This window comes from Burkholderia sp. BCC1644 (assembly GCF_902833225.1).
Classification (GTDB): Bacteria; Pseudomonadota; Gammaproteobacteria; order Burkholderiales; family Burkholderiaceae; genus Burkholderia.
The window spans coordinates 61,246-78,288 of the sequence record NZ_CADFEI010000021.1 but is presented as its reverse complement, the minus strand read 5'-3'; the positions used below and the strand labels follow the sequence as shown (position 1 = coordinate 78,288).

Below are 17,043 nucleotides of genomic sequence, written 5' to 3'. Positions count from 1 at the left end.
GAGTAGCGCTACTCAATCAGTCCCGCCATCTGGCTCAGGTGGCGGGATTTTTTTCGTCCGTACTCGCCGAGGTGTCGGGGGCCCGTATGCCGGCTGCCCGTACGCGGGCTGCGGCGAGTACGGACGAAAAAAAACGCATGTGCAGCTTCGCACATGCGTTCGACCGCGGCTTGCGCCGCGCGCTGAGGATACCGGTTAGTGCGTGACGCGCGTGACGCCGCCGCTCGACAGCAGTCGCACACGCTCGCCGGCGCGGAACGCTTCGCCGTTTGCCGCCTGCGTGATCGAGCGCAGATCGCCGTTGTCGAGGCGCACGGTGATTTCGACACCGTTCGCCGTGCTGAGGTTTTCGCCGACCGCGTTACCCGCGACCGCGCCAACGAGGCCGCCGGCGATGGCCGTCAGGATCGAGCCTTTGCCGCCGCCGATCGCGCTGCCTGCGACCGCGCCGAGTGCGCCGCCGCCGAGCGTACCGATCGCGCTGCCGCCGCCGTCGGACTGGATGCGTACCGCGCGGACGCTTTCGACCGTGCCCATGCGGACCGTCTGTTCGCGCTGTGCCTGGCCGACGCTATAGACATCGGCCGAACCGGGTGCCGTGAAGCAGCCGGCGAGCGTCAGCGTGGCCGTCAGCATGGCCGCGAGCGTGAGGGTTTTTTTCATCAACATCTTTGCTCTCCCACAATATTCATTTGAGACTGTAACCGAATGCAGTCTCGAAGCGCGCGTCGATTTCGGCGCGCGTCAGTACGTAAGTCTGGGGCCCCTGGTGGGCAATCTTGAGCGAGCCCATCAGGCTCGCGAGGCGCCCCGTGGTTGCCCAGTCGAGGCCATGCTCGATGCCGTACAGCAGACCGCCCCGGAAGGCATCGCCACAGCCGGTCGGATCGGCGATGCGCTCGGCCGGCACGACAGGAATCTGCTCCGTGCCCTGCTTGTGGCGGATGGTCGCGCCATGCTCGCCACGCGTAATGACGAGGGCGTCGACCCGGCTGGCGATTTCATCTTCGGACCATCCCGTCTTGTCGCTCACCAGCTTGGCCTCGTAGTCGTTGACCGCCACATAGGTCGCAAGTTCAATGCTGCGGCGCAGCGTCGCACCGTCGAACAGCGGCAGACCCTGGCCCGGGTCGAACACGAACGGCACACCGGCCTTGGCGAGCTCTTCCACGTGCTGCACCATCCCGTCGAAGCCGTCCGGACCGACGATCGCGAGCTTGATGTCCGGTGCGTCGCCCGCATGGTTCAGGTGCGACTGCATCATCGCGCCCGGGTGGAACGCAGCGATCTGGTTGTTGTCGAGATCGGTCGTGATCATCGCTTGCGCCGTATACGTATCGGGCAACACGCGAACGTGGTCGCGGCGCAGGCCGAGCTGGTCGAGCCGGTCGAGATATGGCTGCGCGTCGAGCGCGCCCATCGTCCCCATCATGCGCGCATCGCCGCCCAGCAGGTGCAGCGCGTACGCGATGTTGCCCGCGCAGCCGCCGAATTCGCGGCGCATCGTCGGCACGAGGAAGCTCAGGTTGATGAGGTGCACCTGGTCGGGCAGGATGTGCTCGCGGAACCGCCCTTCGAAGGTCATGATGGAGTCGTAGGCGATCGAGCCGCAAATCAGCGTAGCCAAGGTGTGCGTTCCTGTAGAAATGAGGGACCCTGCGCGACAACGCCGCGCGAAGGGCGCGGCGCGGCAGGGGAAAGCGGTAGAAAGCTTACTTCAGTGCGGCGAGCGCTGCATCGTAGTTCGGCTCGTCCTTGATTTCGCCGACGAGTTCCGCGTGGATCACCTTGTCCTGCGCGTCGAGCACGACGACCGCGCGTGCGGTCAGGCCGTTCAGCGGGCCGCTCGTCACGTCGACGCCGTACGCGTTCGCGAACGCGCGGCCGGTGCGGAACGTCGAGGCCGTCACGACGTTCTCGAGGCCTTCGGTCGTGCAGAAGCGCGTGGCGGCGAACGGCAGGTCGGCGGACACGACCACCACGACCGTGTTGTCGAGCGACGACGCAGCTTCGTTGAACTTGCGGGTCGACGTCGCGCAGGTCGGCGTGTCGAGGCTCGGCACGATGTTCAGCACCTTGCGCTTGCCGGCGAAGCTGGCGAGCGACAGGTCGGCGAGGTCCTTGCCGACCAGCTTGAAATCGGCGGCTTGGGCGCCGGCGGCCGGGAACGTGCCGGCGAGATCGATCGGGTTGCCACCCAGCGTAACTTTGCTCATGTTCGTGCTCCGAAATAGCGCGCCGTTCGAGGCGCGCGGGTTGAGACGGGCGCGCATGCGCGCGCCGCGGCGCGTCACGGATAGAAGATCTGGACGCGGAAATTCGACGCAGGCGTGCCGTTCGTTTCGAGGCGGACGACCATCGTCTGCGTGGTGCCGGGCGGCAGCCCGGCGTCGATCGGCGTGCCCGGGCGCACGTAGTCGCGCGGCGCGAGCACGCGGCGCACGGTCACGTGATTGGTGTCGTCGAGCAGCGTGAGTTCGAGCGACGGATACGCGAGCGCGACGCGGAGGCGGTTCGTCAGCGGTACCTTCAATTCGAGTTCGCGCGGCCCGTCGAGCTGGCGCAGGTCGGTCGCATCGAGCCGCAGGCCGTCGATCGCGCGCGGCGGCGCGACCGTGCAGCCGAGCGGCGCGCAGGCCTGCCGGAACCAGCCCTGCGTGACGGGCCAGTAGATCATCAGCGTTTCACGTTGCCACCACGCAAGCTGCGCGACGAGCAGCACGGCCAGCACCGCGGCGACGAGGCCGCCGAAGAAACCGCCGAGCATCCCGCGCTGCTGCGGCGCGCGCGTCTCGCGCGTGACGGCGAAGTGCGGGCGGTCATCGTCGGTCAGTGCGGCCGGGAACGGTGCGGCCGGCTCGCCGATTGCGGGCGCGGCCTTGTCATGCGGGGTGAACGCGCCGGGTCCGGATCCGGTTTCGGGTTCAGGTTCGGTGACGGCCGGTGCCGGGGTGAACGCAAAACGCGGCTCGCGCGGCGCGCGATCGTCGTCCGGCACGGTGAAGTGCGCTTGGCCGACGGGTTCGGCGGCATCGGGTGTTGCTTCCGGTTCCGACGGAACATGGGCGACGAAGCGAGGCTCGCGCGGATCGCGCTCGACCGGCGCGGGCGAGGCTGCGGTGTCGGGTTCCGTCTGCTGCGAATGCGGTTCGGCCGGTTGCGCGACGTCGGTTGAAGCTGCGTCGAGTTCGGTCGGGGACGGGAACGGCGCGGGCGTACCCGACAGGTGAACGACGCCGGCTTCCGTGGACGGGAGCGCGAGCGGCACCAGCGGCTCGGTGCGTACGGTCTCGACGCTGTGCTGCAGCGACGGATCGACGCCGGCGTCGAGCCACGGCGCCCACATGTCCCAGCCTTCCGGCTTGTAATCGGAGTCGGACGGCGACCCGGCCGGTGCGTCGGCGGTGAACAGCCGGGCGGGCGGGGCCGGATGGTGTGCGATGTCGTCCGGCGCCGCAGCCGTTTCGGTCAGTGCCGGTTCGGGCTGCTGCGCGTGCTCGGGGACGAGCGATTCGGACGCGTTGAAGACTTCGTGGCAATGGCCGCAGCGCACGAGCCCTTCATGCAGCGAGAGCTGTTCCTGCTGCAGCCGGAAGACGGTTTCGCAATGAGGGCAGCGCGTCGCAAGAAGCATGTCGAGCCGGGCGGCCTGCTGGCCAGAGTGAAGGACAGCGCTATTCTAATGGCTTTCGCGCCGGGTTCCGGCGAGGCATACCCAACCTTCGTGTTCACGCCAGACCGAGATGTCGACGTAGCGCGCGTAGACGGCCGCGACTTCGTCCGCCTGGCGCGCGAGCACGCCCGACAGCGCGATGCGCCCGCCCGGTTTGACCTTCGATGCGAGCATCGACGCCATCAGCTTCAGCGGGTTCGACAGGATGTTCGCGACCACGATGTCGAATTCGCCGTCCGGGCATGCGTCGGGCAGCCCGTACGTGACTTCCGCGCGGTTGCGCTCGCTGTTCTGGCGCGCCGATTCGACGGCTTGCGGATCGATGTCGATGCCGATCACGGGGTTCGCCCCGCATTTCTTCGCGAGGATCGCGAGAATGCCCGAGCCGCAGCCGTAGTCGAGCACCGACTGGCCGGGCTTCACCGACTGTTCGAGCCACTCCATGCACAGGCGGGTAGTGGGGTGGCTGCCGGTGCCGAATGCGAGGCCCGGATCGAGTTCGAGGACGAGCGCGTCGGGATCGGGCGCATCGTGCCACGACGGCACGACCCAGATCCGCTCGCCGATCGGGATCGGCTCGAACTGCGATTGCGTGAGCCGCACCCAGTCCTGTTCCTCGACTTCGCGGACGACGAACGTCGGCGTTTCGGCGATGCCGATCTCGTTTGCAGCCGCGGCGAGCAGCACGGCCGGCTCATGGTCGGCCGACAGCAGCGCGACCACGCGCGAGTGCTGCCACGCGGTGCGATCGGGCACGAGGCCCGGCTCGCCGAAGAGCGGCTGTTCGTCGGGCGTGTCGGCGTCGGCGTCTTCCACGGACACCGACAGCGCGCCGAGGTCGAGCAGCGCGTCGGACAGCGCCTCCGCATGCTCACGGGCCAGTTCGACGACGAGTTCGCGATAGCTCATGCTTACGCTTCTTCCGGTGCGACCTGCTGCTTCTGCGCGAGCCGGTTTTCGAGGTAGTGGATGCTGGTGCCGCCTTCGACGAACTTCGAGTCGATCATCAGCTCGCGGTGCAGCGGGATGTTGGTCTGGATGCCTTCGACGACCATTTCCGACAGCGCGATGCGCATCCGGCGGATCGCCTGCTCGCGCGTCGCGCCGTAGGTGATCAGCTTGCCGATCATCGAATCATAGTTCGGCGGCACGAAATAGCCATTGTAGGCATGCGAGTCGACGCGCACGCCGGGGCCGCCCGGCGTATGCCACGACGTGATCCGGCCCGGCGACGGCGTGAACTTGAACGGATCTTCGGCGTTGATCCGGCATTCGATCGCATGTCCGCGGAACTGGACGTCGCGCTGGCGCAGCGTGAGCTTCTCGCCGGCCGCGATGCGGATCTGTTCCTGCACGATGTCGACGCCCGTGATCAGCTCCGATACCGGGTGCTCGACCTGCACGCGCGTGTTCATCTCGATGAAGTAGAACTCGCCGTTTTCGTACAGGAATTCGAACGTGCCCGCGCCGAGGTAGCCCATCTTCTTGCACGCGTCCGCGCAGCGGTCGCCGATGCGGTCGATCAGGCGGCGCGGAATGCCGGGCGCCGGCGCTTCCTCGATCACCTTCTGGTGGCGGCGCTGCATCGAGCAGTCGCGTTCACCCAGCCAGATCGCGTTCTTGTACGCGTCCGACAGCACCTGGATCTCGATGTGGCGCGGGTTCTCGAGGAACTTCTCCATGTACACCTGCGGGTTGCCGAACGCACGGCCGGCTTCCTCGCGGGTCATGTTGACCGCGTTGACGAGCGCGGCCTCGGTGTGTACGACGCGCATCCCGCGCCCGCCACCGCCGCCTGCCGCCTTGATGATGACCGGATAGCCGATCGCGCGTGCAATCTTGACGATCTCCTTCGGATCGTCCGGCAACGCGCCTTCCGAGCCCGGCACGCACGGCACGCCGGTCTTGATCATCGTCTGCTTCGCGGTGACCTTGTCGCCCATCATGCGGATCGTTTCCGGGCGCGGGCCGATGAACGTGAAGCCCGACTGCTCGACGCGTTCCGCGAAATCGGCGTTTTCCGACAGGAAGCCGTAGCCGGGGTGGATCGCTTCGGCGTCGGTGACTTCCGCGGCGCTGATCAGCGCCGGCATGTTCAGGTAGCTCAGGTTCGACGGGGCCGGGCCGATACAGACGGCTTCGTCCGCGAGGCGCACGTACTTGGCTTCCTTGTCGGCTTCCGAGTAGACGACCACCGTCTTGACGCCGAGCTCGCGGCACGCGCGCTGAATGCGCAGCGCGATTTCACCGCGGTTGGCAATGAGGATTTTTTCAAACATAGCGAGTATTCGTCTCTTCGAGGGGCGCGCGAACGGCGCCTGGCGAGCATCGGCGGCGCGCGGCCGACAGGGCCGCGCGGCGGGCTTAGCCGATCACGAAAAGCGGCTGGCCGTATTCGACGGCCTGGCCGTTCTCGACGAGGATTTCCTTGATCACGCCGGCCTTGTCCGACTCGATCTCGTTGAGCAGCTTCATCGCTTCGATGATGCAGATCGTCTGGCCTTCCTTGACCGTATCGCCGACCTGGACGAACGGGTCCGCGCCCGGCGACGGTGCGCGATAGAACGTGCCGACCATCGGCGACGTCACGATGTGGCCCTGCGGGACGGCCGGTGCGGCAGCGCCACCTGCGGCCGGCGCGGCAGCGCCTTCGGTCGGCAGCGCGACCGACGGAGCGGGCGCGCTGACTTGCGGGGCATACCCAGCCGTCGGCTGCACGTAGATCGGCGGCGCGTTCTTGACGATGCGCACCTTGCCTTCGCCTTCCGTCACTTCCAGCTCGGAGATGCCGGATTCGGAAACGAGGTCGATCAGAGTTTTCAGCTTACGAAGATCCATCGGGAATTCCCCTTTCAATACGTGAAAGCGCCGGTTAGGGGCCGGCGCTGAATCTAGATCGCGAAATCAGCCGCGCGACGTGCCTTGCAGCTTGTCCAGCGCGTACTCGAGCGCGTACAGATAACCTTTCCAGCCGAGCCCGCAGATGACGCCTTCGGCCTGGTCGGAAAAGTAGGAGTGGTGCCTGAACGCTTCGCGGCGATGCACGTTCGACAAGTGAACCTCGACGAACGGGATGCCAACGCCGGCGATCGCGTCCCGGATCGCGACGCTCGTGTGCGTATACGCGGCCGGATTGATCAGGATGAAATCGGTCTGTTCCTCCCGCGCGGCCTGGATGCGGTCGACCAGCGCACCTTCATGGTTGCTCTGGAACGACGACAGCTCCGCGCCGGCTTCCCGGGCGCGCGCGGCAAGCGCCTGATCGATCTGCGCGAGCGTGACGCGGCCGTACACCTCCGGTTCCCGGGTGCCGAGAAGGTTCAGGTTGGGGCCGTGCAGCACCAGCAATCGTGTCATGGTCGCTTCTATTTCTGCGGAATTGCGCGAACTTTAGCGCTATTTAGAGAAATTTGTCTAGTTTTGCCGAACGGCCGGGCGCGCCGGACCTGCAAGAATTACCGGCATGGATGCAAAGTATCGGCGAATTCACGCGAAATTGCGGCGATCGACGGGCAAATCGCCGCCAACTTGCGGCCCGCCGTTCGAGCCGGTTATAGCGCGTCGAGCGTCTTTTTCAGTTCGGCCGGTTGGATTTGTCCCAATTTTGTCTCGCGAATCTTGCCGGTTTCGTCGATCACGACCGTAAACGGCAGCGCGCCGGCCGTGTTTCCAAAATTACGGGCCAGATCTGCGCCTGCATAACCGCTGACGAAGACCGGATAGTCGACCTTCACCTTTTGCAGGAAGGTCTTCACGTTCTGCTCGGAATCGACGCCGATCCCGATGAAACGGATGCCTTTCTGCTTGTACTGATGTGACAGCGCGACGAGCTCGGGCATCTCCTCGACGCATGGGCCGCACCACGACGCCCAGAAATTGACGACGACCTTCTGGCCCTTGAAGGCGGCCAGCGTGGCCGGCTTGCCGTCGGTGCCCGTCAGCGACGACGCCCACAACTGCTCGACGGGGTTGCCCTGCGCGGCGGGCGCGGCGACGGCGACGCCGTCGTCGGCGCTGCCGCGGAACCAATGGCCGGCGGTGAGCCCGCCGGCAACGGCGGCGGCCGCGACGACCGCGAGCGCCAACATGCGTTTCATCATCATCGTTGAATCATTCCGGTTCGGAAGGGGTCTTGCCTGCTTCGACGAGGGCACGCAGCGCGGTGGCATCCGCGCGGGCGACGCGGCCGCGCGCGTCGGCCTTGACCGCGCCGCGCAGGTCGTCGCTCGCATAGAGCGCGAGGTGGATGCCGATCGCATCCACGTCGCGCCGCGGGCGCCACAGGAAGCTGAGCGTCTCGACGTCGGCGCGGCCCGCGAAGTGCCGCGTCTCGGATACGTCGTACTGGACGTTCTGGTTCAGCAGGTAGATGGCGACGTCCTTCGGGTTGTCGGTGAATGCCTGCAAATGGATATCCGAATGGGCGTTCGCGGTGCCGTTCAGCACGGCGCCCGTCACATAAGGATGGAACTCGGCGAGCCGGCGCATCCAGTCGAGCGCGATCTCGCGCAGGCGGCGCAGTTCGTCCGGCTGCGTGTCGCTCTGGAACAGCGCGAGGTACTCGCGCAGTTCTTCCTCGATCTGGTCGTTATCCGGCAGCCATTCGCCGGCAACGCGCGAATCGCCGAGCAACTGGCGCGCGGCCTTGCGTTTCGCGCCGGCGTAGTCGAGGCCGTCCTCCGCGATCAGGCGGGCGGCGGATTGGGCGATTTCCTCGCGGACGCGCCACGGGTCGAGAAGGGATTTGCGAGACATGATCCGGCAATCATACTCGATCGCCGAAGCGCCCGAGCGCGGGTGCGGCGGGCTGCCGCCCGGCACGCGGCCGGCGTTCGCTCGCATCGTTCGGGCCGCCGGGCAGCGCAGGCCGTCAGTTACAATAGCCATCTTTGTGTCGCGGCAAAAGTCGTTGGCCAGGCGCCGGTCGCGCGGCTCGTCCGGCGCACCGCACACACATCTTTTCCGAATCGACGGCGCCCGGCGGCGCGAAAGCATTCATCTCTATGCACATCCACATTCTTGGCATCTGCGGCACCTTCATGGGCGGTCTCGCCGTACTCGCGCGCGAGGCAGGCCACACGGTGACGGGTTGCGACGCGGGCGTCTATCCGCCGATGAGCACGCAGCTCGAGGCGCAAGGCATCACGCTGATCGAGGGCTACGGCGCAGAACAGATCGACCTGAAACCGGACTTGTTCGTGATCGGCAACGTCGTCACACGCGGCAATCCGCTGATGGAGGCGATCCTCGATCGCGGCCTGCCGTACGTGTCGGGCCCGCAGTGGCTCGGCGAGCACGTGCTGGCCGGCAAATGGGTGCTCGCGGTCGCGGGCACGCACGGCAAGACGACCACGTCGTCGATGCTCGCGTGGCTGCTGGAAGACGCGGGCCTGAACCCGGGCTTCCTGATCGGCGGCGTGCCGCTGAACTTCGGCGTGTCGGCGCGGCTCACCGATTCGAGCTTCTTCGTGATCGAGGCCGACGAGTACGACACCGCGTTCTTCGACAAGCGCTCGAAGTTCGTCCACTACCGGCCGCGCACCGCGGTGCTGAACAACCTTGAATTCGATCACGCCGACATCTTCCCGGATCTCGCCGCGATCGAGACGCAATTCCACCATCTCGTGCGTACCGTGCCCGGCGTCGGCCGGATCGTCACGAACGGCCGCTCGGACGCGCTCGAGCGCGTGCTGGCGCGCGGCTGCTGGAGCGAGGTCGAGCGGTTCGGCGTCGACGGCGGCTGGCAGGCGCTGCCGGCCGAGGACGGCGTGCCGGTCGACGAGCGCTTCGCGGTGTACTCGAAGGCCGAGCGCGTCGGCGAAGTCGCATGGCAGGTGCAGGGCGATCACAACCGGATGAACGCGCTCGCGGCGATTGCCGCCGCGCGCCACGTCGGCGTGCCGCCCGCGCAGGCGGCCGAATCGCTCGCGTCGTTCCGCAACGTGAAGCGCCGCATGGAAGTGCGCGGCAGCGTCGACGGCGTGACCGTCTACGACGATTTCGCGCACCATCCGACTGCGATCGAAACCACGATCGCCGGCCTTCGTGCGCGCATCGGCCGCCAGAATGCCCGCATCCTCGCCGTGCTCGAGCCGCGCTCGAACACGATGAAGCTCGGCGTGATGAAGTCGCAGTTGCCGGCAAGCCTCGCCGATGCCGATCTCGTGTTCGGCTACGGCGCCCCGACGGGGCGCGACGCGCTCGGCTGGAATCTGGCCGAAGCGCTGGCGCCGCTCGGCGATCACGCGCGCGCGTTCGACGATCTTCACCTGCTGGTGAAGGCGGTGGTCGAGGCCGCGCGCCCGGGTGACCACGTGCTCGTGATGAGCAACGGCGGCTTCGGCGGCGTGCACCAGAAGCTGCTCGATGCGCTCGGGAGCCGCACGTGATCCTGTATCTGCACGGTTTCCGGTCGTCCCCGGAATCGCAGAAGTCGCGGCAGCTCGCCGCGCGCATGGCCGAACTCGGCCGCACCGACGAGTGGCGGTGCCCGTCGCTGTCGGTGTCGCCGCTCGAGGCGATCGCGGTCGCGGAAGCCGAGGTGGCCGGTGCGCGCGATGTCACCGTCATCGGCAGCTCGCTCGGCGGCTATTACGCCACCTGGCTGGCCGAAAAGCACGGCTGGAAGGCCGTGCTGCTGAATCCGGCCATCGTGCCGCAGCGCGATCTCGAGCAGCATCTGGGCGAACAGCCGCTGTACCACGGCGGCGGCACGATCGTCGTCGAACGCCGTCACCTGCATGAGCTCGATGCGCTGCGCGTGCCGGCGATCACGCGTGCCGAACGCTACTATCTGTTCGCGGCGACCGGTGACGAAGTGCTCGATTACCGCGAGATGCTCGCGCATTACCCGGGCGCGAAGACGCGCGTGATCGAAGGCAGCGATCACGGGATCAGCGAATTTGCCGACTATGTCGACGACGTTCTCGCCTTTTGCGACGAAAAAACGTCTTGAACCGGCCACGTGCCGATCGAATTCCCATCATCATGCGGCGCCGCCGATGCGGCGCCGGGCAGTCTGAACGAGAGTACTGAGTGAACGTTTTCTTCGAGGAATCGGGCAGTTTCAAGGCGGGCAGCGTGCTGTCGCGCCAGGGCGATGCATTTCAGGTCGAGTTGCCCGGCGGGCGGCGGGCAAAGGTACGCGCGAAAGACGTGCTGATCGAATTCGAGAAGCCGGCCGCGGGCGAGCTGATGCAGGAGGCCGACACGGCCGCGCAGCAGATCGACCTGGATTTTCTGTGGGAATGCGCGCCGGCCGACGAGTTTGCCTATACGGCGCTGGCCGCCGAGTACTTCGGCGCGACTTATGGCCCGGTCGAGCGCGCCGCGCTCGTGCTGCGGCTGCACGGATCGCCCGTCTACTTCCGCCGCAAGGGGCGCGGCCAGTACCAGCGCGCGCCGGAAGAGCAACTCAAGATGGCGCTCGCGTCGCTCGAGCGCAAGCGCCAGCAGGCGCTGGTGCAAGCGCAGTATGAAGAGGAGCTGAAGGCCGGCAAGCTGCCGGAAGCATTCGCGGGCAAGGTGCTCGGGCTGCTGACGCGGCCGGACAAGAACGCGATCGAATACAAGGCGATGGAAGCGGCGGCCGGCGCGCGTGGCGTGTCGCCGGCGCGTCTGATGCTCGACTGCGGCGGCATCGCGTCGCCGCGTGCGCTGCACGAGGCGCGCTTCCTCGCGGAATTCTTCCCGCACGGCACGGGCTTTCCGCCCGTCACGGTCGGCGCGCTGCCGGACGACCTGCCGCGCGCGAACGTCGAGGCGTTCTCGATCGACGACGTCACGACGACGGAAATCGACGATGCGTTCTCGGTCGAGCATCTGTCGGACGGCCGGGTGCGGATCGGCGTGCACATCGCGGCGCCGGCGCTCGGCATCGTGCGCGGCGACGCGGTCGATGCGATCGCGCGCACGCGCCTGTCGACCGTCTATATGCCGGGCGACAAGATCACGATGCTGCCGGACGACGTCGTCGACGTGTTCACGCTGAAGGAAGGCGATTACCGTCCGGCGCTGTCGCTGTACATCATCGTCAACCGCGAAACGCAGGACATCGTCGCGAACGAGACGCGCGCCGAGCTGGTGTTCGTGAAGAACAACCTGCGCCACAACACGCTCGACGAGCTCGTCAACGAAGAGACGCTCGCGGCCGGCACGGGCGACTATCCGCACAAGGACGACATCGCCGTGCTGTGGCCGCTCGCGCAGGCGCTGTTCGAGAAGCGCCAGGTCGCGCGCGCAGGCTACGGCCTGAAGCGCGAGGTGCAGCGCAACACCGACTACAACTTCTACGTCGAAGGCGAGCAGGTGTCCATCACGCCGCGCCGCCGCGGGTCGCCGCTCGACCTGATCGTGTCGGAGCTCGCGATCCTCGCGAACTCGACCTGGGGCGCGTTCCTGCACGACCACACGGTGCCGGGCATCTACCGCTCGCAGCGCGGCTTCGGCGCACCGGGCCCGAAGCGCACGCGGATGCAGACGACGGCCGCGCCGCACGAAGGCCTCGGCGTGCCGCAGTACGCGTGGAGCACGTCGCCGCTGCGCCGTTACGTCGACCTCGTGAACCAGTGGCAGCTGCTCGCGTGCGTGCAGCATGGCGTCACCGCGAAGCTCGCGGCGCCGTTCAAGCCGAAGGACGCCGACCTGTACGCGGTCGTTCAGGGCTTCGACGACACCTACACGGCCTACGCCGACTACCAGCGCCGGATGGAGTACTTCTGGTGCCTGCGCTGGCTCGCGCAGGAGCAGAAGAAGCACGTCGTCGCGAGCGTCGTGAAGGGCGATCTCGTGCGCCTCGAGGAAATTCCGCTGCTGCTGCACGTGCCGGGCCTCGGCGTGCACGCGCGCGGCACGCGCGTGCTGCTCGACGTGATGTCGCTCGACGAGCTGACGATCGAGGCGTCGGTGCGGCTGCTGAACGTGCTCGACGCGCCGGCCGTGACGAGCGGCGACGCGGCCGAGGAAGAGGAAGACGCCGAAGGCGGCGACGACACGCTGGTCGACGCGGAAGACGCGTCGGCGGAAACCGAGGCGGAAGCGCTGGCGGAAGCGGACGGCGCAGCGGCGGGTGAGGGCAGCGAAGCCGCAAGCGGTAACGTCGAAGAAGAGGGGCGCGCATCATGAACGCGATTGCGTCGACGAGCGGCGCCGACCGCTATGTCGTGTTCGGCAACCCGGTGGCGCACAGCAAGTCGCCGTTCATCCACGCGCAGTTCGCCGCGCAGACCGGCGAGCCGATCGACTACGCGCACCGGCTCGCGCCGGTCGACGGCTTTGAAGCCGCCGTGCGCGCCTTCGTCGCCGAAGGCGGCCGCGGCGCGAACGTGACGGTGCCGTTCAAGCTCGAAGCGCATGCGCTGGCCGACTCGCTGTCGCCGCGCGCGGCGGCGGCAGGCGCGGTGAATACGCTGCGCATCGATGCCGACGGCCGTATCCACGGCGACAACACCGACGGCGTCGGCCTCGTGCGCGACATCGAAGCGAATCTCGGCGTGTCGCTCGCGGGCGCGCGCATCCTGCTGCTCGGTGCGGGCGGGGCGGCGCGCGGCGTCGTGCTGCCGCTGCTCGACCGTGCGCCGCTGTCGATCACGATCGTGAATCGCACCGCGAGCAAGGCCGAGGCGCTCGTCGGCCAGTTCATGCAGGCCGCGCACGATGCGGGCTGCACGCTCGCGGGCGGCGGTCCCGGCGTGGTGCGCGCGGAGCCGTATGACGTGGTGATCAACGCGACGGCCGGCAGCCTCGATGCCGCATTGCCGGAATGCGACGCGGCCGCGTTCGGCGCGGGCACGCTCGCGTACGACATGATGTACGGCGCGCAGCCCACCGTGTTCATGCAGAATGCGGCGTCGCTCGGCGCGCGCACGGCCGACGGGCTGGGGATGCTCGTCGAACAGGCGGCCGAATCGTTCTTCATCTGGCGCGGCGTGCGGCCGGACGGCGCACCGGTGCTGGCCGCGCTGCGCCAGGCGCTCGCGGCGAGCTGACCGGAGCGCGGCACGTGGTGGCGGTGAGCAGCACGCAGCGCACGCGACCGGTGAGCCTCGCTCGCTGGATCGTCTATGCGGGATCGGTGTTCGCGGGCGCGTGGCTCGCGACGCAGCTGTTCTATCTCGCGCAGATCGCGTTGTGGTCGTTCGTGAATCCGGGCTCGACCGCGTTCATGCGCACCGACGCGTGGTGGCTGTCGCGTGCCACGCCGCCCGCGCAGATCCAGCACCAGTGGGTGCCGTACGACCAGATCTCGCGCAACCTGAAGCGCGCGCTGATCGCCTCCGAAGACTCGACCTTCGCAACCAACAACGGCTACGACGTCGACGCGATCCTGCAGGCGTGGGAGAAGAACAAGGCGCGCGGCAAGATCGTCGCGGGCGGTTCGACGATCACGCAGCAGCTCGCGCGCAACCTGTTCCTGTCGCGCGAGAAGAGCTACATCCGCAAGGGCCAGGAGCTCATCATCACGTGGATGCTCGAAGCGGTGCTCGACAAGGAGCGCATCTTCGAGATCTACCTGAATTCGGTCGAATGGGGCCGCGGCGTATACGGCGCCGAGGCGGCCGCACGCTATTACTACAAGGTCCCCGCGAGCCGGCTCGGCGCGTGGCAGTCGGCGCGTCTCGCGGTGATGCTGCCGAAGCCGCGCTGGTTCGACGCGCATCGCGGCTCGGCCTACCAGGCGCAGCGCGCGGCCGTCATCGCGCGCCGCATGGGCGCGGCCGAGCTGCCGCAATCGGAGTGAACGGCGCGAGCGCGCCGTCGCATCGTCCGTTCCGTCGCCCGGGCGCCATTGGTGCAGCGCAGCGCATTCGTGTCGCGCGCATTTCGGGCCACATCCTTTAGACGAATTCGTCTATTTCGCTTTGCTGAGCAATGCCCGCGACCGTGTGGTTTTGTTTGCCGATATGGCACGAAATCCGCCTTTTTTTAGTCGCCGCGGGTAAACGCGAAAGTCACTGAAAGCGACGTGAAATGCAACGTTTCACGATTCGAAGCATTCCTGAAAGGTGTGCGCCGCACCCTCCGCCAGCCAAATATTTCAAAATTTTTCAAAGCTGACGGGCTCGCGTATATTGGCCAGCGCCTCGGCTTATCGGCCGCAATCGAGGCGGGGGGCGGCTTATCCGGCTGCTCGACACAAAAAACATCCGAGAGAAGGAAAGCAACGATGCCAGCGAGCAAAGCGAAGCTGTTGTTGGGGGTGGTGTTTTCTTCGCTGATTCTGACGGCCTGCAACGACGACGTGTCATCGTCCGCTGCTGCAAGCGCCGACAATTCAGCCGATCCCGCCAGTCAGGTGGACAGGGCGTACAACGATCCCAATAGTTATTCGTCGAGCGCGACTGCGTCGCTCGACGCTTCCGCCGCGGTCGAAAAGGCGGCCGTCACGCATCACCAGATCACGCTGAACGGCAAGACGATCCGGTACACGGCCACGGCCGGCCACCTCGTCGCGCGCAATCCGCAGACCGGCGCGCCGGAAGCGTCGTTCTTCTATGTCGCCTACACGGCCGACAACCAGCCTGCGGCGAAGCGGCCCGTCACGTTCCTGTACAACGGCGGCCCGGGCTCGGCATCGGTGTGGCTGCACCTCGGCTCGTTCGGCCCGCGCCGGGTCCAGACGGGCGACCCGAACGCGAACACGTCGACGTTCCCGTTCGTCGACAACCAGGAAAGCCTGCTCGACACGACCGACCTCGTGTTCGTCGATGCGATCGGCACCGGCTTCTCCGAAGCGATCGCACCGAACACGAACCAGACGTTCTGGGGTGTCGACCAGGACGGCGGCGCGTTCCGCGATTTCGTCACGCGCTACCTGACCGTGAACCAGCGCAGTGCTTCGCCGAAATACCTGTTCGGCGAATCGTACGGCACGCCGCGCACCGACGTGCTCGCGAACCTGCTGGAGACGGCCGGCGTGAAGCTCGACGGCGTCGTGCTGCAGTCGTCGATCCTGAACTACAACACGAACTGCGACATGGCGAGCGACTACATCGGTAACTCGAACAACGGATCGAGCCCGGTGAGCTGCGCGGGTTTCGTGCCGTCGTACGGGACCGTCGGCGCGTACTACCAGCTCGACAATCCGAACCCGTCGAGCCTGCCGCAGTACGCGGACCAGATGCGCCTGCTGACGGCCGGCAGCTACGCGCCCGCCGTGAACGCGTACCTCGCGAGCCATACGCCGCCGCCGCCGAACCTCGTCACGACGATGGCGAATGCGACCGGCGTGAAGCAGTCGCTGTGGAATGCGAACTTCAACGTGATCCCGACCTTCTTCGACAACAGCTTCCAGCTGTCGCTGGTGCCGGGCACGCTGATCGGCCGCTACGACGCGCGCGTGAACGTGCCCGTGTCGAGCCCGCTCGCGGCGGACGGCGATCCGTCGAGCTCGTTCATCACGAAGCCGTTCACCGATACGATCGGCAGCTACCTGCCGAACGAGCTGAAGTACACCGCGCAGTCGGCCTATTCGGTGAGCAGCAATGCGATCAACACGTGGGACTGGACGCACGACGGGCTCGCGATGCCCGACACGATCCCCGACCTGGCAGCGGCGCTGACGCTGAATCCGCAACTGAAGGTGCTGTCGCTGAACGGGTATCACGACATCGCGACGCCGTTCTACCAGACCGAGCTGGACCTCGCGCGGCTCGGAACCCAACCGAACCTGACGATCAAGGACTATCAGGGCGGACACATGGTCTATCTCGACGATACGTCGCGTCCGCAGGAGAAAGCCGACCTCGTGACCTTCTACAACGCGGCCGCGCACTGATGCTGCGCCGGGCCGGCGACGGGCGCCCGCGGTGGCGCCGTTCGCCGGCCGTCGACGACCTCATTCCAGACTGGAGCCTGATATGAAGAAACGTTTCATCGTCGTTGCCGCGGCGCTCGCATGTGCCGGTGCCGCAGCATCCGTATCCGCGTTCGCGCAGGCGAGCGACGCCGCCGCACCGGCACGTGCGCGCCAGGCGCAGCTCGGCGATCCGTACGTGCCGCCGGCCGCGCGCCGCGCGACCGCCGGCACACAGACGACGGGCGCCGCGCTGCATGCGCAGGTGGTGCGCAAGCTCGCGAGCCAGTTCAGCGCGGCCGATACGCAGAACACGGGTGCGATCACCGAGTCGCAGGCGCGTGCGGCTGGCCTCGGCTATGTCGCGAACCACTTCCGGCAGATCGACGCGAGCGGCAACGGCCGCGTGTCGTTCGCGGACGTGCAGCGCTACATGCAGGCACGCAGCACGAGCAGCCAGCAGTAGGCGCGGCGTATCGTGGGCAAACGGGGGCGGAACCTGCGACACGGCGGGTTCCGCCCCCGTGTTCATGGCGCGGCCGTTGCGTCGCACATGCCGCTGGTATTCGCCAAATTC

Annotated in this window: 17 protein-coding genes; 7 read left to right on the top strand and 10 right to left on the bottom strand. The window is 67.1% G+C overall.

What is annotated here, in order from left to right; genetic code table 11:
* Positions 1-195: 195 nt before the first annotated feature.
* The 10 genes from HWX87_RS31745 to HWX87_RS31700 form a co-directional block, all read right to left on the bottom strand.
* The gene (locus tag HWX87_RS31745; protein ID WP_176050914.1) at positions 196-669 is read right to left on the bottom strand and encodes a glycine zipper 2TM domain-containing protein; all 474 of its coding nucleotides are present in this window, start codon (positions 667-669) and stop codon (positions 196-198) included.
* Between the two features lie 19 nt (positions 670-688).
* A complete protein-coding gene (locus HWX87_RS31740) occupies positions 689-1,627 on the bottom strand; it encodes a carbohydrate kinase family protein (protein ID WP_176050913.1) in 939 nt (312 codons plus the stop codon).
* Between the two features lie 85 nt (positions 1,628-1,712).
* The gene (tpx, locus tag HWX87_RS31735) at positions 1,713-2,216 is read right to left on the bottom strand and encodes a thiol peroxidase (protein WP_175846465.1); all 504 of its coding nucleotides are present in this window, start codon (positions 2,214-2,216) and stop codon (positions 1,713-1,715) included.
* A gap of 74 nt (positions 2,217-2,290) precedes the next feature.
* On the bottom strand, positions 2,291-3,634 hold the full coding sequence (locus HWX87_RS31730; protein ID WP_176050912.1) for a zinc-ribbon and DUF3426 domain-containing protein: 1,344 nt from the start codon (positions 3,632-3,634) through the stop codon (positions 2,291-2,293).
* A 45-nt stretch (positions 3,635-3,679) separates the two neighbouring features.
* Entirely contained in the window at positions 3,680-4,582 is a 903-nt protein-coding gene (prmA, locus tag HWX87_RS31725; protein ID WP_027783490.1) for a 50S ribosomal protein L11 methyltransferase, read from the bottom strand.
* Positions 4,583-4,584: 2 nt separating this feature from the next.
* Positions 4,585-5,952, bottom strand: a complete 1,368-nt coding sequence (accC, locus tag HWX87_RS31720) for an acetyl-CoA carboxylase biotin carboxylase subunit (RefSeq protein ID WP_176050911.1) — start codon at positions 5,950-5,952, stop codon at positions 4,585-4,587.
* An 85-nt stretch (positions 5,953-6,037) separates the two neighbouring features.
* The gene (gene accB / locus HWX87_RS31715; protein WP_176050910.1) at positions 6,038-6,511 is read right to left on the bottom strand and encodes an acetyl-CoA carboxylase biotin carboxyl carrier protein; all 474 of its coding nucleotides are present in this window, start codon (positions 6,509-6,511) and stop codon (positions 6,038-6,040) included.
* 66 nt (positions 6,512-6,577) lie between these two features.
* The gene (aroQ, locus tag HWX87_RS31710; protein WP_011350880.1) at positions 6,578-7,030 is read right to left on the bottom strand and encodes a type II 3-dehydroquinate dehydratase; all 453 of its coding nucleotides are present in this window, start codon (positions 7,028-7,030) and stop codon (positions 6,578-6,580) included.
* Positions 7,031-7,224: 194 nt separating this feature from the next.
* Complete coding sequence (locus tag HWX87_RS31705; RefSeq protein ID WP_176050909.1) at positions 7,225-7,776, bottom strand: TlpA disulfide reductase family protein; 552 nt, start codon at positions 7,774-7,776, stop codon at positions 7,225-7,227.
* Positions 7,777-7,783: 7 nt separating this feature from the next.
* On the bottom strand, positions 7,784-8,428 hold the full coding sequence (locus HWX87_RS31700; protein WP_176050908.1) for a UDP-N-acetylmuramate--alanine ligase: 645 nt from the start codon (positions 8,426-8,428) through the stop codon (positions 7,784-7,786).
* 248 nt (positions 8,429-8,676) lie between these two features.
* Here HWX87_RS31700 and mpl point away from each other — a divergent pair, with 248 nt between their 5' ends.
* The 7 genes from mpl to HWX87_RS31665 all read left to right on the top strand — a co-directional run bounded on the left by mpl (position 8,677) and on the right by HWX87_RS31665 (position 16,932).
* The gene (mpl, locus tag HWX87_RS31695; protein ID WP_176050907.1) at positions 8,677-10,062 is read left to right on the top strand and encodes a UDP-N-acetylmuramate:L-alanyl-gamma-D-glutamyl-meso-diaminopimelate ligase; all 1,386 of its coding nucleotides are present in this window, start codon (positions 8,677-8,679) and stop codon (positions 10,060-10,062) included.
* Positions 10,059-10,628, top strand: coding sequence for a YqiA/YcfP family alpha/beta fold hydrolase (locus HWX87_RS31690; RefSeq protein ID WP_174954201.1), 570 nt, complete (start codon positions 10,059-10,061; stop codon positions 10,626-10,628). Before mpl ends, HWX87_RS31690 begins: the two co-directional genes overlap by 4 nt.
* Before the next feature lie 80 nt (positions 10,629-10,708).
* The gene (locus HWX87_RS31685; protein ID WP_176050906.1) at positions 10,709-12,796 is read left to right on the top strand and encodes an RNB domain-containing ribonuclease; all 2,088 of its coding nucleotides are present in this window, start codon (positions 10,709-10,711) and stop codon (positions 12,794-12,796) included.
* Positions 12,793-13,659 carry a shikimate dehydrogenase gene (gene aroE, locus HWX87_RS31680; protein WP_176050905.1) on the top strand — a complete coding sequence of 289 codons (867 nt, stop codon included), beginning with the start codon at positions 12,793-12,795 and terminating at the stop codon, positions 13,657-13,659. The genes HWX87_RS31685 and aroE overlap by 4 nt, the downstream gene beginning before the upstream one ends.
* 14 nt (positions 13,660-13,673) lie before the next feature.
* Positions 13,674-14,411, top strand: a complete 738-nt coding sequence (mtgA, locus tag HWX87_RS31675) for a monofunctional biosynthetic peptidoglycan transglycosylase (protein WP_176050904.1) — start codon at positions 13,674-13,676, stop codon at positions 14,409-14,411.
* A 426-nt stretch (positions 14,412-14,837) separates the two neighbouring features.
* On the top strand, positions 14,838-16,448 hold the full coding sequence (locus HWX87_RS31670; protein WP_176050903.1) for a peptidase S10: 1,611 nt from the start codon (positions 14,838-14,840) through the stop codon (positions 16,446-16,448).
* Between the two features lie 82 nt (positions 16,449-16,530).
* On the top strand, positions 16,531-16,932 hold the full coding sequence (locus tag HWX87_RS31665; RefSeq protein WP_176050902.1) for an EF-hand domain-containing protein: 402 nt from the start codon (positions 16,531-16,533) through the stop codon (positions 16,930-16,932).
* The last annotated feature ends 111 nt before the right edge of the window (positions 16,933-17,043 follow it).